18 protein-coding genes and 2 pseudogenes are annotated in these 20,762 nt (G+C 31.1%); 11 read left to right on the forward strand and 9 right to left on the reverse strand.

Annotation, left to right across the window (positions count from 1 at the left end; translation table 11 throughout):
• Positions 1-204: 204 nt before the first annotated feature.
• A complete protein-coding gene (locus TERY_RS17010; protein ID WP_011612970.1) occupies positions 205-765 on the forward strand; it encodes a DUF2854 domain-containing protein in 561 nt (186 codons plus the stop codon).
• Between the two features lie 215 nt (positions 766-980).
• Here the strand turns inward: TERY_RS17010 and TERY_RS17015 are convergent, their stop codons facing one another.
• Positions 981-1,238 carry a chlororespiratory reduction protein 7 gene (locus TERY_RS17015; protein ID WP_011612971.1) on the reverse strand — a complete coding sequence of 86 codons (258 nt, stop codon included), beginning with the start codon at positions 1,236-1,238 and terminating at the stop codon, positions 981-983.
• 678 nt (positions 1,239-1,916) lie between these two features.
• Here TERY_RS17015 and sir point away from each other — a divergent pair.
• The 5 genes and pseudogenes from sir to TERY_RS33395 form a co-directional block, all read left to right on the forward strand.
• Positions 1,917-3,791, forward strand: a pseudogene (gene sir, locus TERY_RS17020) (sulfite reductase, ferredoxin dependent); the annotation flags it as partial.
• Between the two features lie 1,421 nt (positions 3,792-5,212).
• Entirely contained in the window at positions 5,213-5,989 is a 777-nt protein-coding gene (locus TERY_RS17025; protein WP_011612973.1) for a 16S rRNA (uracil(1498)-N(3))-methyltransferase, read from the forward strand.
• 798 nt (positions 5,990-6,787) lie between these two features.
• Positions 6,788-7,009, forward strand: a complete 222-nt coding sequence (locus tag TERY_RS35280; protein WP_044136888.1) for a hypothetical protein — start codon at positions 6,788-6,790, stop codon at positions 7,007-7,009.
• 136 nt (positions 7,010-7,145) lie between these two features.
• Positions 7,146-8,252 carry a tetratricopeptide repeat protein gene (locus tag TERY_RS17035; protein ID WP_044136889.1) on the forward strand — a complete coding sequence of 369 codons (1,107 nt, stop codon included), beginning with the start codon at positions 7,146-7,148 and terminating at the stop codon, positions 8,250-8,252.
• 907 nt (positions 8,253-9,159) lie between these two features.
• Positions 9,160-10,202, forward strand: a pseudogene (locus tag TERY_RS33395) (IS630 family transposase).
• 236 nt (positions 10,203-10,438) lie between these two features.
• On the opposite strand, the gene TERY_RS17045 reads toward TERY_RS33395, so the two are convergent.
• Positions 10,439-10,933: a hypothetical protein gene (locus tag TERY_RS17045; RefSeq protein WP_011612975.1), complete on the reverse strand. Its 495-nt coding sequence runs from the start codon at positions 10,931-10,933 to the stop codon at positions 10,439-10,441.
• Between the two features lie 260 nt (positions 10,934-11,193).
• On the opposite strand from TERY_RS17045, the gene TERY_RS17050 reads away from it, so the two are divergent.
• Entirely contained in the window at positions 11,194-11,829 is a 636-nt protein-coding gene (locus TERY_RS17050; RefSeq protein ID WP_011612976.1) for an alpha/beta fold hydrolase, read from the forward strand.
• Between the two features lie 2,093 nt (positions 11,830-13,922).
• Here the strand turns inward: TERY_RS17050 and TERY_RS17055 are convergent.
• The 7 genes from TERY_RS17055 to TERY_RS17085 form a co-directional block, all read right to left on the reverse strand.
• On the reverse strand, positions 13,923-14,360 hold the full coding sequence (locus TERY_RS17055) for a VOC family protein (RefSeq protein WP_011612977.1): 438 nt from the start codon (positions 14,358-14,360) through the stop codon (positions 13,923-13,925).
• 100 nt (positions 14,361-14,460) lie between these two features.
• Positions 14,461-14,793 (reverse strand): VOC family protein, encoded by a 333-nt coding sequence (locus TERY_RS17060; RefSeq protein ID WP_011612978.1) that lies wholly within the window; start codon positions 14,791-14,793, stop codon positions 14,461-14,463.
• Positions 14,794-14,893: 100 nt separating this feature from the next.
• Entirely contained in the window at positions 14,894-15,226 is a 333-nt protein-coding gene (locus TERY_RS17065) for a VOC family protein (RefSeq protein ID WP_011612979.1), read from the reverse strand.
• 100 nt (positions 15,227-15,326) lie between these two features.
• Entirely contained in the window at positions 15,327-15,659 is a 333-nt protein-coding gene (locus TERY_RS17070) for a VOC family protein (RefSeq protein WP_011612979.1), read from the reverse strand.
• 100 nt (positions 15,660-15,759) lie between these two features.
• Positions 15,760-16,092, reverse strand: a complete 333-nt coding sequence (locus tag TERY_RS17075; protein WP_011612979.1) for a VOC family protein — start codon at positions 16,090-16,092, stop codon at positions 15,760-15,762.
• A 100-nt stretch (positions 16,093-16,192) separates the two neighbouring features.
• Positions 16,193-16,525, reverse strand: coding sequence for a VOC family protein (locus tag TERY_RS17080; RefSeq protein ID WP_011612979.1), 333 nt, complete (start codon positions 16,523-16,525; stop codon positions 16,193-16,195).
• Between the two features lie 100 nt (positions 16,526-16,625).
• The gene (locus TERY_RS17085) at positions 16,626-16,958 is read right to left on the reverse strand and encodes a VOC family protein (RefSeq protein ID WP_011612979.1); all 333 of its coding nucleotides are present in this window, start codon (positions 16,956-16,958) and stop codon (positions 16,626-16,628) included.
• Between the two features lie 87 nt (positions 16,959-17,045).
• Between TERY_RS17085 and TERY_RS17090 the strand changes: the two genes are divergently transcribed.
• From TERY_RS17090 to TERY_RS37275, 4 genes are all read left to right on the forward strand, one after another.
• Positions 17,046-17,831: a TIGR00297 family protein gene (locus tag TERY_RS17090; RefSeq protein ID WP_011612980.1), complete on the forward strand. Its 786-nt coding sequence runs from the start codon at positions 17,046-17,048 to the stop codon at positions 17,829-17,831.
• Between the two features lie 685 nt (positions 17,832-18,516).
• Positions 18,517-19,281 (forward strand): peptidylprolyl isomerase, encoded by a 765-nt coding sequence (locus tag TERY_RS17095; protein ID WP_011612981.1) that lies wholly within the window; start codon positions 18,517-18,519, stop codon positions 19,279-19,281.
• A 353-nt stretch (positions 19,282-19,634) separates the two neighbouring features.
• Complete coding sequence (locus TERY_RS37270) at positions 19,635-19,874, forward strand: class I SAM-dependent methyltransferase (protein ID WP_370497255.1); 240 nt, start codon at positions 19,635-19,637, stop codon at positions 19,872-19,874.
• 208 nt (positions 19,875-20,082) lie between these two features.
• On the forward strand, positions 20,083-20,226 hold the full coding sequence (locus TERY_RS37275) for a hypothetical protein (protein WP_011612982.1): 144 nt from the start codon (positions 20,083-20,085) through the stop codon (positions 20,224-20,226).
• Positions 20,227-20,762 lie beyond the last annotated feature (536 nt).

A 20,762-nucleotide genomic window follows, 5' to 3' on the forward strand; every position in this document is an offset into this window, starting at 1 on the left:
CTATGTTTGTTTAAGATTAATCATTAAGTTTAGGTGAAAAATAATATAAATAAATAATATAAATATAATTTTAAAAAAAATAGTTGACCATTATTCATTGGTTATGTAAGATATCTATTGAAACTACTAATTTGTAGTTTGCTTAATAGTTCAAACAAAAAATTTAGTATTTATTAATATTCTAACTTTACATAATTCAGTTATATGCTACGTCAAATTTCATTAGCGACAGTAGGATTGGTTTTAGGTGGAATTATTTCTGTGATTGGAACAGTAGCTTACTTTACGAATAATCCCACACTTAACCTAGCAGGATTCTTTTATGGAATTCCCCTACTTCTAGGAGGGCTTGCTCTGAAAGCTGCTGAACTTAAGCCAGTACCTTTTACTCAACTAACTACGGAAGAAATCTTAACTCTTAGGGAAAAACAGGCTACTCCCACTCAAAATCAATTACGTCAAGATGTAACTCGCTATAGGTATGGCCAAAAAGTGCATTTAGAAGAATCTCTGACTCGCTTAGGTTTAGGTCCGACAAATGAGGAAAGACCTATACTCCAAGGATTAAAGGAAATAGCAATTAATGGTGCTTATGGTTTAGTGTTAGAATTTGATTCTTCATTAATTGCTTTAGATACTTGGCGAGAAAAAGAAGATAAATTATCAACTTTTTTTGGACCAAATTTACAAGCAGAAGTGAGTCAACCTAGGGAGGGAAAGATTGATTTAACTTTGATGACTATTCCAGAAGTAGAAAAAACATAATTTATTCTTAAAAAGAAAAATCATATTTTTTAGGTTTAACATAAATATCTAGCAAAGTTGTTTTTTTGTAGGCTCTAAAATAATCTGCTTCAGATAAGATTATAATTCTTATATTATGTCATGGAAGCAGAATTAGAGCTTTTCATAATTAGATGCAAAAAAAATATTTCACTGAAGCCTATTGTGGTTTTACATAAGAACTAGGATGGTGAAACCTACTTTTCCAGACGCACCACGTACCATTGTATGAATTTGCCAGGGGTAAATTCATATTCACAATAGGTATCTCTTAATTTTTCAGCTTGATCATCTAAGGAAGATAATTTTTGTAAATCTCTAGGTAAATTATCTTGTTGTGTAGCTATAATACCACGCAATTTTTCTAGTAGTTCTACTGCAGTCATAAATTGCTCAGGTTTATTTGCCTCTAAGACTACATAGTTTTCTTCTTCGTACATTAGTGAAATAGGCATTTTTATTGAAAAATTTATTAGCTACTAAGCAACCCTATTTAGGCAGTAATATTTTGGTGCTAGTCAGGAGTCAGGACTCAATATTCAGGATTTATAATTTCAAAGGTTTTCAGTAAAAATTAAAGATTATAGAAATTATTACTACTAGTCTAGGATTGCTATATGATAAATTATACAAATTCTAGATGATAATTCACCTAAAACATATAGTTTTTATAGTAAAAAGAAACAGTCAATCTTGTGGATTTAGTATAGGTTGACAAAATATGGGTGTATGAAATTATAATGAAAAACTAATTATTAATAAAAAACTAATTAATTATTGACATAGTGATACTAAATTATTATCAATGCTAAAGTCAAGAGATTAGTAAAAATGAATTAGGGTAAATTATTGATATATGGTTTTTATAGTGAAAAAAAAGTAAACCTACAAAATTATTAGAGGTTGACAAAATACGGATGTATGAGAGTATAATATAGTATTAATGAATTATTGGTATAGTAATGCTAAATTATTGTCAATGCTAAATTCAAGAGATTAGTCAAAACAAAGTAGAGCAAATTATCAATAAAACTAAGCAAAATTAAGTTCCTAATTGTGACTCGAAAGCAATGCTAAAAGAGTAACTATACTGACTGATAAAATAGTAGCAATTTGCACTTTCACCTATGATAATTCCATCTCAAATTTCAACACCTAAAGAGGCAAAACCTTCCAAGTTAGAAGGAATAAAAGAAAATAGTAATTTATTGCGGGAACCTCTGGCAAGTCAACTACTGGAAGATACAAATCACTTCACTGAAGAAGCTGTTCAGATACTAAAATTTCATGGTTCTTATCAACAACATAATAGAGATAATAGAATCAAGGGGCAAGAGAAAGATTATCAAATGATGCTTCGCACGCGAAACCCCGGAGGTTTTATTCCGCCACAACTTTTTCTTACTCTAAATAAGTTGTCTAACGAGTATGGTAATGGAACACTTCGTGTGACAACTAGACAAGGTTTTCAGTTGCACGGAGTATTAAAGAAAAATTTAAAAAAAGTTATATCATCGATCATAAAAAGTATGGGTTCGACTCTAGGGGCTTGTGGAGATATAAACAGAAATGTCATGTCTCCACCAGCTCCCTATAAAAATCGTCCTGAGTACGAATATGCTAAAGATTATGCTAATAAAATAGCAGATTTATTAACACCACAAACAGGAGCATATTACGAAATTTGGTTGGATGGAGAAAAAGTAATTAGTGCACAAGAAGCTTCTGAAGTAAAAGTGGCAAGACTTCGTAATGGTAATGGTACGATATTCCCTAATAGTGAAGAACCTATCTATGGTACTCACTATATGCCAAGAAAATTTAAGTGTGCTGTAACGGTTCCAGGAGATAACTCTATAGATCTGTATACTCAGGATGTTAGTTTGGTTGTAATTACCAATGAAGTAGGTGAATTAGAAGGATTTAATGTTCTAGCAGGTGGTGGTCTAGGTCGTACTCATAGAAAGGAAGAAACTTTTCCTTGTTTAGCCCAAGAAATTGGATATGTTACTAAAGAAGATATATTTGATTTTATGAAGGCTATAGTGGCTACTCAAAGAGATTATGGTGATCGCAGTAACCGTCGGCATGCTAGAATGAAATATTTACTACATGATTGGGGAGTCGAAAAATTTAAGGCGAAGTTGATAGAATATTTTGGTAAATCCATTGCTCCCTTCAAACCTCTACCAGAATGGAAGTATTTGGACTTTTTGGGATGGCATGAACAAGGGGATGGAAGGCTATTTTTAGGAATTTCTGTCGAAAATGGACGTGTTAAAGATGAAGATTCATTTCAACTAAAAACAGCTCTGCGAAAAATAGTTGACTTGTTTAAGCTACCTATGCTTTTAACTGCTAATCACAACATTATTCTCTACGAAATTAAACCACAGCAACAACAAGCAGTAGAACAAATTCTGAATAAACACGGTATTAGCACAGAAAAAAATATTGATCCCTTAGTACGTTATAGTATGGCCTGTCCTGCTTTACCTACTTGTGGACTAGCAATTACAGAATCAGAAAGGACCTTACCTGGCATACTGGGACAAATTAGGTTATTGTTGGACAAGGTGGGACTAGGACAAGAGCATTTTGTAGTTAGAATGACAGGATGTCCCAATGGCTGTGCTAGACCCTATATGGCGGAATTAGGATTTGTCGGTAGTGCTGCTGATTCTTATCAGATTTGGTTAGGGGGCTCACCAAACCAAACACGACTGGCAAAACCTTATATCGATAAACTGCATATCAATAATCTGGAAGCTGAGTTGGAAAGAATTTTTATTTATTTCAAGCAACAACGGCAACCAGATGAGAGTTTCGGTGATTTTTGTAATCGTGTCGGTATTGAAGCCATCCGTAAGTTTGTAACCAACTATCAATCTAGTTTCTCGATGAATACAGATATTAACAATTCAAGTTTGACCTCAATTAATTCTGAAAAGAATATTCCAATCGTTACAGATGTTACTGAGACAACTCCAGACACTAAATCTCAAGAAGAATCGACAAGTAAAAATCTGGAAAATAATCAGGAAGTGATTCCAATGAATTCTCCAGTAACTCAATCAACTAATATGACTCAAACGACAACGACTTCAACAACAATTAGTGAAGCTCAACCTCTAAGTACTCATCAAACTCCAAAAACTCCTACTTTTAGTAGTGATACTAATACAACAATATCCACACCTTCTACTTTAGGTAAACAGGAAGGTCAGCCTACTGTGGAAACTACACCTTCTACTTCAGTTCAACAGGAAGATAAGCTTACTGTGGAAACTACTTCAGGTCAACAGGAAGGTCAGACTACTGTGGAACCTACAATACCTTCTACTTCAGGTCAACAGGAAGGTCAGACTACTGTGGAACCTACAATACCTTCTACTTCAGGTCAACAGGAAGGTCAGCCTACTGGGGAGCCTACAATACCTTCTACTTTAGGTAAACAGGAAGGTCAGCCTACTGTGGAAACTACAATTCCTAATTTAGATAAACAGGAAGCTCAGCCTAATAGGGAGTCTACAATATCTGATAATTTAGATAAACAGGAAGCTCAGCCTACTAGTGAGTCTACAATATCTGCTAATTTAGATCAACAGGAAGCTCAGCCTATAGGTCAACTAGAATCCTCTCCAGATAAGCCTAAAGATACTAGCAAAATGCGACATCGGGTTAGTGTGAGGGATGAAATCTATACCAAGTTAAAAGAGGAGTCTAAGCGCCAGGGTAAACCAGTAGTTCAATTAGCAACTGAAGCTATTGCAGAATATCTGGAAAAAATTAGGAAAAATGAAAGCTTAACTACTACTAATGAAACTAATTTTTAGGAAAATATTTAGCTATCAGCTCTTGGCCATTAGCTTTGGATAAAATGAGGTTTTGGTTTTATGGCAATTTTGAAAAACCATTAGCTAAAATGCTCAGGTATGGATGGAATTACATCCGAATACTTCTCCTATCTATAGCCAATGTGTTTTTGTAATTCACAGATCAAGGTTGAATGCTGAGATTTTTAGCTTTCTCTGGGATAAATTCTACGTTTGAAAATAAGTCTGTGGGATAAATCCATACAAAAATTTTTAGGCATTTAAGGAGCTAATAACTAAAACTGAGTAATTGAAAAAATAGATACCTTTAAGTTAAGACAAGTTAGCTGTATTAACAATCATAAAAACTAACTTCAGGACTACTGAAGAGTATTATCAAATTAGATATTACCGGTAAAATACTTTAAGGAAAAATAAATAAATGGAAATAGCTTTGTTACTATTTCCATTTATTGAAAAAATTATGGGTTTTCTTTTGATTTGATGTTAAAAATGTCAATAAAACTCTTCCACGCTTCAGCCGTTTTTTACTGTTTCTGTTTCAGATTAAGGTTCTCAAGTAGCCAAATTGTAATTATTAAATTTTTTAAAGAATGGCTGATTTGCAAAGATTAGCGATCGCTCCCCAGCAAATTGATCAACAACAGGTTTTTTTAACTGTTGAACAACAGCATTATTTACGACGAGTGTTACGACTAGGGGTGGGAGATAAATTTATTGTAATGGATGGCGAGGGTAAATGGTGGTTAGCTAAACTTACACCAGATATTTCTATAAAGACTGAGTTAATCGCTATTTTAGAACAAGAAATTGCAATTCAAAATGAATTACCAATAGAAATAACTCTAATCTCTGCTTTACCTAAAGGAAATAGTTTTGATGAGGTTGTTCGACAAAGTACGGAATTAGGGATAACTCATATTTTCCCAGTTATTAGTTCTAGAACTGTGCTGAAACCTAGTCCTCAAAAATTAAAAAGGTGGCAAAAAATTGCTACTGAAGCTGCAGAACAATCAGAGCGTCAAGTAGTTCCAAAAATTAGAGAAACTGTAGAATATTCTGTGGCTTTATCATTATTTGAGAAGCAAAATTTATTTACTAATTATCATAAATATATATGTGTTGCTCGTAATAATTATCCTCTTTTACTTGAGAGTTTATTGGATAATCAAAAACTGGAATCAATAGTGATTGCTATAGGTCCAGAAGGGGGTTGGACTAAGGGCGAAATAGAAGCAGCGATCGCTATAGGTTTTCAAGCAGTTTCTCTTGGTAAGCGTATTTTAAGGGGGGTTACAGCTCCTTTAGTTGCATTATCTCTAGTGGCTGCTGTATTGGAAAGAAAAAGGTATAGCACTAATTGCAGTTAAAAACTAAAGGTAATTTCTGAGAAAAAAATTAGGTTTTTGCCTTTTTTAAAATGATAAAAAAACTACTTTATTATTGAAAGCCTGTGATATAAAATACGGCTATATAGCAAGTAAAATTATATAATTATTTACCTGTTTTAATTATCTATGCTGTTGATTAATAAAAATAATTTAGCTTGTATAAATGTGTAATTAATTTTGCAGGAGTACTTATATAATTTGAGAGGATAAAGTTCTTCAAAAAAATGATTGGCTTGTCTGAGATGAAAGTATTATAGTAATTTGCTTACAGCATCTATAGTTCTTTGGAAAGAGTTTCTGATCTTGAGGTTCCTGAAAGCTAAAGTTTGCAATAGTTATTCCCATAAATTCCTACTGTATAATTATATTATATATATATAATATATGTTTATAATTCTATACTATGTTGGAATTTTCCCATCTCTTTATTGCCTCCAATTATAATAATTAAGTATTCAACCAGATTTGATCTGACTTAAAAGGAGGTCTTGATAATTAATAACTAAAATTACTGAGCTTTTGATGACCAAATACTAAGGGAGTTTACTAATGTTTAGGAGTCTAATGGGACTCGTTGGTTACTAAACTAGGAAACTAGATATTAATGACCATCTGAAGTCAATACATGCAGATAATTTTGACTTGCGGATAACTGTTATGTCCTTGTAGATGAAATTCCTGCTGCTTTGTTGTTAGGTTGACAGTATAGGCTATAGGGTAGAGGCTGAAAATCAATTTCTAAAGCTGGTATAAATGGGGTAAAAGCTACTAACTATAGTGAGGATTAAAATTTCAAGCACTGACTTACAGGTGGAGAAACAGGAAGGTAATAAAACTTTCGTTATGATAAGCTATTCTAAAGGTGGGTCTGGAGTGTGGGATGAATTTCAGGGAGTTTATGGACAACTTTATTGGATTCGAGTTGTCAGCAACTATATGGAACTTTCTGGGATATTTTACCTGATGCTCATCAGCTATAATAAAAACATAAGGGAATGAGGCAACTCTTCTAAGATGCCTAAATTTAAATATATAGGTCAAGAAGTTTAGGAAGCCTTCAAGGTTAGTCTGGGCATTTGGACTCGGGTATCAGGGAGGGTTCTTTTGGAAGAAGCTTTTAAGCAGAATGCAGAATATGGAAGAAATTAAAGAAGTTGCTACTCTGCTAAGACAAAAAAATTATCTACAGGCAGCTAAAATACTAACAAAATTAAAGAAAGAACATCCTCAAAATTTGTGGGTGCAACTATATATTGGGCAGTGGTATGAACAGACAGATAAATTAGAACTAGCAGAAAAGTTTTACAGAAAATTGCTCAAAGATGCAACAAACCCACAAGTAATTAGACAAGCACGTCAAGGTTTACAAAGAATAGAAAATATAGAAAAAAATCGTCAACAGCGAGCGATCGCTTTTGCTAAATCTAATCCTGAAAATATAGAACCAGGATTACTTATTATTGAACCAGTTAGCCAAGAAAATAAAGAGGAAGCGGTTAAAAATCTGGCTAGAATTATGAAGATTGACCCCTACTCTGCCAGAATGCAATTACAGAATAGAGGTTGGCGAATTTATCGACTGGGAGCGATTGGAGAATTAAGGGTTTATGGTGAGGAAATGTTCAAAGCAGGTATTCCTGTATTTTGGGCAAAAATATCAGATATTGAAAAGATACATATTTTTAGAGTGCAATATTTTCAATCTATCTCTCCCCAAGCAAATATTGTTTGTTTAAATGAGCAAGATCAAATGGGGAGTTTGAATTTTAATTGGTCAGAAGTAGTAACAAAAGTTGAAGGGTTATTACCTATTTTTATGAATGTAATGGATTACGATCCTCGGCGACGTTCTCAAAAAATTCGTCACAAGAAAATGACTCAAGATTATGCAAATATATTAGATTTACATCTACCTTATCGTCGTAGTGTGATTAGATTTTGCGACCAAAATTATCAATATCAAAAAGGAATTACTCCTAAGATTTCTACTCAAGATAAGTCTCTATTAAAACCACAGACTACCAATAGAGGTAAATGGAATGAGTTAGTGAATATGGTTGACGAAAAATTAGGTAAAGTGCAAACTTGGTCTAATTTTACTCCTTTTGGAGAAGTGACTTGTCGAGATTATACCCAACTATTAAGTCGTATCAAGTCTCACATTGATATACCTCGTAAAATAGAAACAATGTGGGATCCAGCTTTTCAGTTATACAGTAGTTTAGTTTTCTTAAAAACTTAATGTACTGCTTCAAAAAATTTATATTAAATGTTACTGGTTATGAAATTTTAATAGGGTGTATTTAAAGCTTATTAGAGTTATTTTTTTATTAAGTCAATACTCTTGTTTCTGAGTATTTTTGTTATAGAATTTTTGTATTTAGGGATATCCTGTTGTAAATTTAGCTGAATGCTTACCTTAAACTTACCTTTTTAAAGTTCGGGGTAAAAAATCAACTTCAGCATTTCATAACGGATACTGAGGGATGCTAGGTGCTGATAACTAATAGCTAAATATTTAGTTTTAATTATCGGTTAAATAGTAATAAAGATTCGCTTACCCATAGCTGAGTTCTACTTGAGAAGTTGCTTGTGAGTTATTATTAATATTTTTTATTTTAATGTTTATTTTTGTCTACCTACTTAATAAGTAATAACTCATAATTTACAACTGAAATAAAAAGTTTTACCACTTTATGGCTGGGAAACACTAGTCCGTTTGGGTCTCTTTATCCAGAATAATTTGTAAATTGTCAACTAATTTATTCATCTCCAGGTTTTGCTGAGACAAAAACACAGCACAGTATTCTTGAGTCAGGGAAAAAACTGACCGAAGTTTTTGCGGAAGTTATATTTTCGGTTTAACTAAAATTATCCAAACTTAGATAAGCATAATACCATAAGCTTTGGAGCTAACTTCGGTGTTTCACCCTGATGCCACTGACTATAGTCTATATCTTATCTTCAAGACCAGGCAACCAAATTATAAGGTAAGGAAGCTCAAGCTATTTATTAATATAGTTTTCGCTCGTTACTTATACTACTACAATATTGCTATGTATATATAAGTTTAAATAACTATAGCAATCCTAAATAGGTCGCAACAGATATAATAGTAAGAATAACATCTCCAGTCAAAATACAAAGTAATGAATATTATAGATGAACTAGACGATTTTATCAATCACACATGCATAGTCAAAAGAAATAAAAAGAGCCTTAGCTGTAAAAATGATTTTGTCGGGAAAATCCTATCATGAAGTCAAAGAATTATTAAATGTAACTCAGCAGTTTAGAAAGCGAATGGAAAAACCAAGCACTGTTTCATGGCAAGTGAAAGTTTAAAGCTTCAATTATATTGGAACACAAGGTTACTTAAAGGCCGAAGAAAAAGAGCAAATAATTGAGTGGTTGAGGGCACAAAATTACCTAAGATTGTCAGATTTACAAAAATATTTAAAGAAGCAATATGATGTGGTTTTTGAGTCTAATCAAAGTTATTATAACTTACTCAAAGAAGCAGGAATAACTTGGAAAAAAACTCAAAAAAAAATCCCGCTAAAAATGATGAATTAGTGAAAGCAAAAAAAAAAGAAATAGAGGAATTATTGACTAAATGGCAACCAGAAATAGAATCTGAAAATCTTACAGTGTTTATGATTGATGAATGTCATCTATTATGGGGTGATCTATATAGCTATACTTGGGGAAGAACAGATAAAAGAATAGAAATTCCGATAAAAAAATGAAAAAGAAAGACAAACTTATTATGGAGCCAATTATTATCAAACTAAGGAATTTATTGTGCAAGAATATAAGAATGGAAATACTGAAAAAAAGAATGAATTTGTTAAATATTTACAAGAGCAAAGACCAGGAAAAAGATTGGCAATATTTGGGGACGGTGCAACTTATCATAACTCTCAAGAATTTCGAGAATATCTGATGTTAATTAATCAAGATTTACCTGAAGAAGAATGGTTGATAAATTGTACGCTCATTTGCCCCAAATGCTCCTGAACAAAACCCTGTTGAAGATATTTGGTTGCAAACTAAAAGTTTCATCAGACAATTTTATCATCTTTGCAGTTCTTTTAAAGTAGTTAAGTGGCTATTTAAGTTTTTTGCAGATGGTCAAATATTTGATTTCTCAAAGCTTTTTCAGTATGGAATTTTGCCACAATCTATTTAGGATTGCTATATCGTAGTTAATTTTTATTTAACTTTCAAGTACCTCATCTGTTAGTCCTAAATATAATAAAATATTCTCTACTTGTTCACGGGAGCAGAAGGTTTTATTTGTCAAAGTATCCGACTGTTTACCCCGGGTTTCTCCATTAGATGCTCCTTTTCAGGGGAGCACAGGACTTCGTGCAAGGGTGATTAAAAGATAATTGATTAACTGCTTGATTAATTTTATTACTAATACTATCTTGATAAATTCATACCCTTAGCTATATTAAGAAACATACTCATACTAGGACCAGGACGACGACGTTTGGTTGGAAGTTGCAACATTAAAAGGTTAGGAGAAAATAATACTACCTCTTCTTGTTTCTGGGAAGTTGTACCATTTGTGATCGGAGTTTCTGGTGTTACTACTTGAGGAGTAGTAGATTTTTGTAATTCAACTTTTTCGGCTTCTTTAGCAGCTTGAGTTTCTTTTGTTACTGCTTTTGCTGCTGGGTTTTTTTCCTCTTTTGTAGCAGCAGCAATTTCAGGTTTTGCTTCTTTTGGAGTTTCGGAACTATCAGATGGGGTTTCTGTCTCTGTAGGTGCTGCTGCTACAGTAGTTTGAGTTGATTCTTCTTTGGGGGTATTGGTTTCCTTTGTTTCCTGAAATTCTAATAGATATTCTGACTTTTTTGAAAAAGGAAAAATACCGAAAATTCCGGCAAATAACCCTCCTGTAAAAGCTAACATGATTGTGTTCTCCTAAAATAATTGTTTTTGTAGTATTGCTTACAATCTAATACTTTAGGATTAAGTGATGACTTGGCACAACCTATCTTCATATTTCTTAATAAAACTTTACATTAACCAGAATGGATATAGGCTCAGGACTGACCAACCCAAATAAGAAGCCTGGTTTATTACCCTAATTATTTGCTGTTCACTCTCACGATTTTTTTTTCGATAAAGTCGATTTTCCTATAGATAGATAAATATAGAATTAGAAATATATGGAAAGTTTAAACAAACCTAATCCAGTATTGTTAATCCATGGAATTTTTGACACTATAAAAATATTTGATAAAATGTCTCGATACCTAAAAAAATTAGGATGGGAAGTATACTCTGTGAACTTAATTCCTAATTACGGTATTTTAGGTTTAGATAAATTAGCCGAACAAGTAGCGAATTATGTAGATAAAACATTTCCACCTAATCAACCTTTTGATTTAATAGGTTTTAGTATGGGAGGAATAGTAAGTCGTTATTATGTTCAAAGATTAGGAGGTATTGATAAAATAGAACGTTTTATCACTATTTCTTCTCCTCACAATGGCACATTAACAGGTTACGTTTTAGGTTTACCAGCACCAATTCAAATGCGTCCTAAAAGTTATTTTTTGCAAGATATAAACCAGGATATTGCTTTGTTAGATCGGATAAATTTTACCTCAATTTGGACTCCTTATGATGCGATGATTTTACCGGCTAGAAGTTCTCAATTACCAGTAGGTCGAGATATCAAAATAGATGTTTTATTTCATGCTTGGATGGTATCATCTGGAAAGGTTTTAAAAGTAATTTCTGAGGAACTGAAAGCAGAGCCTAAGTCAAAACTAACTATGAGTTTTTACGATAGAAGTTAAAAAAATTACGTTCCAAATACAATTTGTTCAAGTAATAATTTAAAATGCAATAACTCTTGTTCTTAATTTTGGCTATTTTGGCAAATTGCCTAAAGTGATCTTAATGTTGATAAATTTATCATAAACTGCAAAAACCTAACCCAGTTATTTAATAAGGGAGTAGGGTATAAAAAATTATATTCCCTACTAATAACTATTACAATTGATTGAAAATATTTCCTCAGATCAAAAGTAGTGCTAGAAACAAATTATTAGTCATTGAGCCTATTTTTCCCATTCATTCATCACTTTTTCCATATCTATTTGATATCCAAATTTATAGCAGAATTCCTCCATCATCTTGTTTTTATCTTCTCACCAAATATCTTTATTATAATTAGCTTTCATAAAGTCTTACCAAGTATTAGTTTCTGCCAAAGATTAAACTATCTTGCACAAATTTCCTCATTGAGGTATTGCAGCCAAAATACTAATTAGTAAAAAGACAAGTTCTTCAGTTTTAATTGTTATGCTCATTAATCATCTTTGTTAAACATATTACGAAGTAAAGGCTACCCTACTTGATTTTACTTTTTAGCTTTTGTCAATAAATTAACCAAATTTTCAGCACGTCGATATTCTTGTTCAACAAGTTCTTCACCAGTTAATAATAAATTGCCGTGATTATCCCACCAACATAATCAAAGTAGCTCTATATTATTAGAACCTGCCAAATACCTAACTCAATACCTAACTGCTGAATGGGAAAATAATTTCGTTCATTATCCTTTACCAATTCATAATTATTAGAAATTAAGCTATATAATTCTATAGGAATTTTTTTGACTTCATAAATGCAGTAAAATGGAATTATAATCCCTTTTTCATAAACCCAAAACTTACAAGATTTTCTATCATCTTGAAAATCCGATATTATTGGCGAATTTTTGTCTCTTTTTTCTCCACTATTTCCATAAACAAATTTTAAAACAATGAGAAGAGCAATATATTTTTGCTAAAGCAAATAGTATCTTAGTACTTCTCTATTTAAAAGAGGAGAAACATGAGAAATATAGAACTAATATAGTATTTCTGCTCTTATGATAATAGGATTAATTAATTGCTAATAAATTTTATGATTTTGACCTATAGTATATTGTCTTTTAGGATAAATTTTATCTAGGGTATATTTGATAGAATTAGTTAATAAGATACTTTAATGATGTCCCTAATTTTTTTTTCATAAATGTATCATATATTTATAGTATTTTAATATGATTGGTAACAGAATTAATATCTAGTTTTTTTATTTAGTAATTACTATTTTTGTACTCATTTAACTTTATTAATAATTAAAAAGCTTCTAGGGAGGTGGAGGAAAAAACCTAAAGTAAAATACCGACTCCTAAGCCTGACCTTGAAGGGGGAAAAGGGAGAAAAAATAAATAGTTAAACAAAACTACTTAAATCCTCAAAAAAAATATCTTTTTCAATACAATAGTTTTTATAAAAAAGCTTATAAAATACTTTTAATGATAATAGGATTAATTAATTGCCAATAAATTTTACGGTCTTGACCTATAGTTTATTGTCTTTATAGGATCAACTTTATCTAGAGTATATTTGATAGAATCAGTTAATAGAATACTTTCATAATTTTCCTAAATTTTTTTTATCAATGTACCGTCTAGTTCCTGTAGTTTAATATGATTGGGAACAGAATCAATATCTGGTTTTTTTGATTGAGTAATTACGATTTTTGTACTCATTTTAAATCCTCAAAAAAATATATTTTTCAATACAATATTTTTTATAAAACAGCCTATCAAATACTTCTAAATAACTATATATTTTGTCAAATTTATTTTTAAAAATAGACTGATAAAACATAAATTAAACATGTTTTTTTTATGGTTGATAGCTGACATCTATAACAATCCTAAATCATTTATAAAAAATTACTATTATTTAAAAAAATAGTTCCAACAACTTTTACTTTTGGGTTCTATTTCACCATAAGTACTTTACCTTCTAGTCGGTCATCTATTTCACAAATTAAGATAGGATTGCTATAATACCTCAATGTTTAATTAATTATTGAATATAAAAATAATTTAAACTGCTATAATATCGCCAACTTCTTTATGGTCATTACAGCCAAAAATAGCTTCTTGATGACAATAATATTTGAATTCTAGCAAGTTATAAAATGGATCTTCAAGGAAAAAAGTACGATGTTCCAAAGGAGAATTTGTAAACCTCCGCTTAGGTTGCTGATAGAATTTTAATTTATTTTTTTGAGCACGTTCTAATAAAGCTTCCCAGTCACTTTCTAGGCTAAAAACTAAACCAAAATGTCTGGGGTAAATTCCTTTTTGTGGTTCTAAAGTTTCTTTAGCAATATGAGCAACAATTTGATTACCATAAAGATTTAAAATCACTGAATTTCGAGATTCTCGCCCAACTTTACAACCTAAACCATTGCTATAGAATTCTTTCGTTTTGGTAATATTATTCACCGGAAAGGCTAAATGAAAAAGAACTTGATTCATAGTTATTTCCTTGTAATGTGTAAGTATTATTTTCTCTGGTAAATATTAAGTTAAAATGACAATAGATGTTTTTAGCGAGTAGATATAATGTTATCTAATATTAATTCTGTAAATCCCTGGTTAAAGGAGAATTTGTAAACCTCCGCTTAGGTTGCTGATAGAATTTTAATTTATTTTTTTGAGCACGTTCTAATAAAGCTTCCCAGTCACTTTCTAGGCTAAAAACTAAACCAAAATGTCTGGGGTAAATTCCTTTTTGTGGTTCTAAAGTTTCTTTAGCAATATGAGCAACAATTTGATTACCATAAAGATTTAAAATCACTGAATTTCGAGATTCTCGCCCAACTTTACAACCTAAACCATTGCTATAGAATTCTTTCGTTTTGGTAATATTATTCGCCGGAAAGGCTAAATGAAAAAGAACTTGATTCATAGTTATTTCCTTGTAATGTGTAAGTATTATTTTCTCTGGTAAATATTAAGTTAAAATGACAATAGATGTTTTTAGCGAGTAGATATAATGTTATCTAATATTAATTCTGTAAATCCCTGGTTAAAGGAGAATTTGTAAACCTCCGCTTAGGTTGCTGATAGAATTTTAATTTATTTTTTTGAGCACGTTCTAATAAAGCTTCCCAGTCACTTTCTAGGCTAAAAACTAAACCAAAATGTCTGGGGTAAATTCCTTTTTGTGGTTCTAAAGTTTCTTTAGCAATATGAGCAACAATTTGATTACCATAAAGATTTAAAATCACTGAATTTCGAGATTCTCGCCCAACTTTACAACCTAAACCATTGCTATAGAATTCTTTCGTTTTGGTAATATTATTCACCGGAAAGGCTAAATGAAAAAGAACTTGATTCATAGTTATTTCCTTGTAATGTGTAAGTATTATTTTCTCTGGTAAATATTAAGTTAAAATGACAATAGATGTTTTTAGCGAGTAGATATAATGTTATCTAATATTAATTCTGTAAATCCCTGGTTAAAGGAGAATTTGTAAACCTCCGCTTAGGTTGCTGATAGAATTTTAATTTATTTTTTTGAGCACGTTCTAATAAAGCTTCCCAGTCACTTTCTAGGCTAAAAACTAAACCAAAATGTCTGGGGTAAATTCCTTTTTGTGGTTCTAAAGTTTCTTTAGCAATATGAGCAACAATTTGATTACCATAAAGATTTAAAATCACTGAATTTCGAGATTCTCGCCCAACTTTACAACCTAAACCATTGCTATAGAATTCTTTCGTTTTGGTAATATTATTCACCGGAAAGGCTAAATGAAAAAGAACTTGATTCATAGTTATTTCCTTGTAATGTGTAAGTATTATTTTCTCTGGTAAATATTAAGTTAAAATGACAATAGATGTTTTCAGCGAGTAGATATAATGTTATCTAATATTAATTCTGTAAATCCCTGGTTAAAGGAGAATTTGTAAACCTCCGCTTAGGTTGTTGATAGAATTTTAATTTATTTTTTTGAGCACGTTCTAATAAAGCTTCCCAGTCACTTTCTAGGCTAAAAACTAAACCAAAATGTCTGGGGTAAATTCCTTTTTGTGGTTCTAAAGTTTCTTTAGCAATATGAGCAACAATTTGATTACCATAAAGATTTAAAATCACTGAATTTCGAGATTCTCGCCCAACTTTACAACCTAAACCATTGCTATAGAATTCTTTCGTTTTGGTAATATTATTCACCGGAAAGGCTAAATGAAAAAGAACTTGATTCATAGTTATTTCCTTGTAATGTGTAAGTATTATTTTCTCTGGTAAATATTAAGTTAAAATGACAATAGATGTTTTTAGCGAGTAGATATAATGTTATCTAATATTAATTCTGTAAATCCCTGGTTAAAGGAGAATTTGTAAACCTCCGCTTAGGTTGTTGATAGAATTTTAATTTATTTTTTTGAGCACGTTCTAATAAAGCTTCCCAGTCACTTTCTAGGCTAAAAACTAAACCAAAATGTCTGGGGTAAATTCCTTTTTGTGGTTCTAAAGTTTCTTTAGCAATATGAGCAACAATTTGATTACCATAAAGATTTAAAATCACTGAATTTCGAGATTCTCGCCCAACTTTACAACCTAAACCATTGCTATAGAATTCTTTCGTTTTGGTAATATTATTCACCGGAAAGGCTAAATGAAAAAGAACTTGATTCATAGTTATTTCCTTGTAATGTGTAAGTATTATTTTCTCTGGTAAATATTAAGTTAAAATGACAATAGATGTTTTTAGCGAGTAGATATAATGTTATCTAATATTAATTCTGTAAATCCCTGGTTAAAGGAGAATTTGTAAACCTCCGCTTAGGTTGTTGATAGAATTTTAATTTATTTTTTTGAGCACGTTCTAATAAAGCTTCCCAGTCACTTTCTAGGCTAAAAACTAAACCAAAATGTCTGGGGTAAATTCCTTTTTGTGGTTCTAAAGTTTCTTTAGCAATATGAGCAACAATTTGATTACCATAAAGATTTAAAATCACTGAATTTCGAGATTCTCGCCCAACTTTACAACCTAAACCATTGCTATAGAATTCTTTCGTTTTGGTAATATTATTCACCGGAAAGGCTAAATGAAAAAGAACTTGATTCATAGTTATTTCCTTGTAATGTGTAAGTATTATTTTCTCTGGTAAATATTAAGTTAAAATGACAATAGATGTTTTTAGCGAGTAGATATAATGTTATCTAATATTAATTCTGTAAATCCCTGGTTAGTAGCTATACTTTTAAATATTATTTTACTTAGTCTAGTTTATTTCGCTCCCAAAAAATTATTGACTCCCTGGGGAATAGTTCATGCTTGGATATTGGGAGTTTTAATTTGGGGTAGTTTGGGTTGGCCTGGATATGCGGTAGTGGTGTTTTATTTTTTGGTTGGTTCTGGGGTGACTCGCATTGGAATGGCCGAAAAGCAAGCCGCTGGAATTGCAGAAAAGCGGGAAGGTGCTAGAGGACCAGAAAATGTTTGGGGTTCGGCTTTGACTGCTGCTATCTGTGCTATGGGAGTTTGGGTCATTGGTCTGTTATACCCGAATAATTTTCCTATAGAAAATTTACCATTGTTACTAATGTTAGGTTATGTAGCTAGTTTTAGTACTAAGCTTTCTGATACTTGTGCTAGTGAGGTAGGGAAAGCTTACGGTCAGCGGACTTTTTTAATTACAACTCTACAACCAGTGCCACGGGGAACTGAGGGTGCTGTAAGTTTAGAGGGGACTTTAGCAGGTGTTGTGGCTTCTTTTGCGATCGCTGTAGTTGGTTGGACTGTAGGTTTAATTGATTTGACAGGAATAGTCTTTTGTGTTATTTCAGCTTTTATTGCTACTAATTTGGAGAGTTTAATTGGAGCAACAATGCAGTCTCAGTTTGAATGGTTAACAAATGAAGTTGTAAATATTATCAATACTTCAATTGGAGCGATCGCTGCAATTGTATTAGCTATAGTTTGGTTTAATAAATATTAAATGAAAAGATAGTTAAATATCTAGTTTAATATTTAGTTATTAAGTTATTAGACCATGCTAAAAAAAGTAGGTATAGGCATTATTTATTAAAGGGCATGAGGAAAAAAAATGTGCAGCTAAATGCTTACTAACTACCCCCAGTTACTATTGTTATATTTATTAAAGATATTGTGAGCTAGTATGGGAATAATTACATGATTTGGTTACCGACTTTATGGATCATGAAGTTGTAAAAGAAAAACGGAAAAAATCATTGAAGATTTAACCAATAAGATTAATTGAGAGATATATAACTTCAAGAAGGTAATCAAGATGGGAAGGATATAAATAAGTAGTGCATTCTTCTGAGGAACTTAGGGTTCTATCTAGTTAGAATAGCTAAATTAGCTAAATAATTGAGCTAAAAATTTGTTGATATTAAATATTTGATTATATTTTTAGATAAGCATTAATTATATAGCAATTAGTAATAACTCATCAGCATACTTGCTTTCTTGTTTCCCCAGTCTTAAGTTTGTCTTTATGGCTAGTCACTTGACCTCAAGGTTTCTAAATTTAGTTGAAATTACTTGACCTAGAATCTATAATTAAAGTTGTCTGGCTCAAGTTTTGGATTTAATCAATGAAAATCAAAAATCAATTTATTTTATTTGTAAATAAATTAAGAAAGGGAGTAATTTGACAAATGGAATCTCAAGCATTATTAACAGTAGGTGAAGAAGAAGTATCATGGGGGCAAAGTTTAAAATATTTGCAAGCTTCTGGAAAATTGCAATCTTTTGTCACAGAAATTGTAGCTCAATATGTGATTGAAAAAGAATTGCAATCTCGAAAAGATATAGATGTAGATCAAGCAATTATTCAACAGGCAATTATTGATTTTCGATTGCAAAGGAAGCTGGAAGACCAAGAAAAATTTCAAGAATGGTTAAAACAAAATGGAATTAACTATAATGCTTTAGAATCACAAATAGTAAATTCTTTTAGACTAAAGCAATTAAAAGATTCTATTACTTCCGAAAGAATTGAAGAATATTTTAATCAGCGTAAAGCAGGTTTGGATTCTGTAATTTTATCTAGAATTGTGGTTCAAGATAAAGAATTAGTAGATGCTTTGTATCGAAAAATTGTAGAAGATGGGGCAAAATTTGAAGATTTAGCTAAAGAATATTCAGTTACAAATGATAAAAACTTTAATGGTATTATGGGTGTAGTTAGTTTAGCTAGTTTACCTGAAGATTTAAGAGATACAATTAATTCTGCTAATTCTGGAGATATTTTAGGACCATTTAAAACAAATCAATTTTGGAGTATCTTTCGACTAGAGCAGTTGCAAGGAGCTTCTTTAGATAATCCTGAAATCAAGAAAAAATTAAACAGTGAATTATTTGAGCGTTGGATAACAGAGCAGCTACAAAATAAAAAAATTACTCTCCATGTAAATGAGTAAATGTTAATGGATAATTGATAATTGATAATTAATCCCTAGAGGTTTAAAGTCTCTCCAATACCACTGGATAATTGATAATTAGAGATAGTTTTCATTATCCAGTGTCTAGTTATTAACTATTAGTTCATTATCTATTGATAGTTCAAAGCTAATAGGTAAATATTTACAAAAATTTTTAGAGAAAGTAATGAAAAAACATGAGTGATGAAAATAAATCTATTCATGAGTTTGATTTGAGATTAATCTATGAATATTATTCGACTATAGAAAGATAAGAACCTGGGAGTCCTGAAGTAACTATTAAAGCTTGAAGCTTTATTAATAATCTGAAAGATAAATCAAAAATTGCTGATATAGGTTGTGGAACTGGTGGTCAGATGATGGTAATAGCTAATCATAAGTCAGGGAATATTACAGCTATCGATCTGTCTCCCATCTTTATAGATATATTCAATATTAATAGTCAGAAATTGAGTCTCCAAAATAGAGTGAATGGTATTGTCGCTTTAATGAATAACTTTCTTTTTCAAAATGAAGAATTAAATTTAATATGGTCAGAAATAGCAATATATAATATTGGATTTGAACAATGAAGAATTAAATTTAATATGGTCAGAAATAGCAATATATAATATTGGATTTGAACGAGGTATAAATGAATGATATAAGTTTTTTAAGAAAGGAGCTTTACTTGCAGTTTCAGAAGCATCATGGTTTACTCAAGAAAGACCTGTAGAAATTAATGAGTTTTGGAATAATGAATACTCAGAAATATATACTATTTCAAATAAAGTGACACAAATGCAAAAAGCAGGATATATTCCAATTGCTAATTTTGTACTGCCTAAAAATTGTTGGACTGAACATTTTTATGCTCCGCAAGTTTCTGCGCAGAAAAAATTTTTGCAAAAATATTTAGGCAATAAAAATGCCGAAAAACTCTGAGAAAATCAACGGCATGAAGCCAAATTTTACGATAAAGATAAAGAGTTTCATGGCTATGTTTTCTATATAGGAAAAAAGATTTCAAACTAAGTGATTAAATAATGAATACTTTTTTCAGAAAACTCTAATTCTATGGGGAGAAAGTCTATCTAAATTTGAAACCCTACACAGCCAAAGTTAAGCTCTATTTTCCTGTTCCCCAAATATACTTTAAGAAGAATACTTTAAGAGAAACAGAGAAAATAATTGAGCCAGCTTTATGAATAAATAAATAATTATTATCTGCAAGCTTGAAGAATGAAAATTTTTAGTATTTCATATAATATCCAATCTCGTTTTCAAAACTACAAATAAGTGTCACTAAAATCTATAATACTAATTAAAATTGTGGTCTAAAGACTGCGCTATCATGTCAGTTTTTTTGAAGTTAGAAGCATCTATTTTTTCAGAGCAGTCTATTGAATAAATCAAGCATTACAATAAGCTTAGTTGATGAAGGAAACCCAATACTGATAGACGTATTATTATTGTTGGGT

The sequence above is a fragment of the Trichodesmium erythraeum IMS101 genome (genome assembly GCF_000014265.1).
Taxonomy (GTDB): domain Bacteria; phylum Cyanobacteriota; class Cyanobacteriia; order Cyanobacteriales; family Microcoleaceae; genus Trichodesmium; species Trichodesmium erythraeum.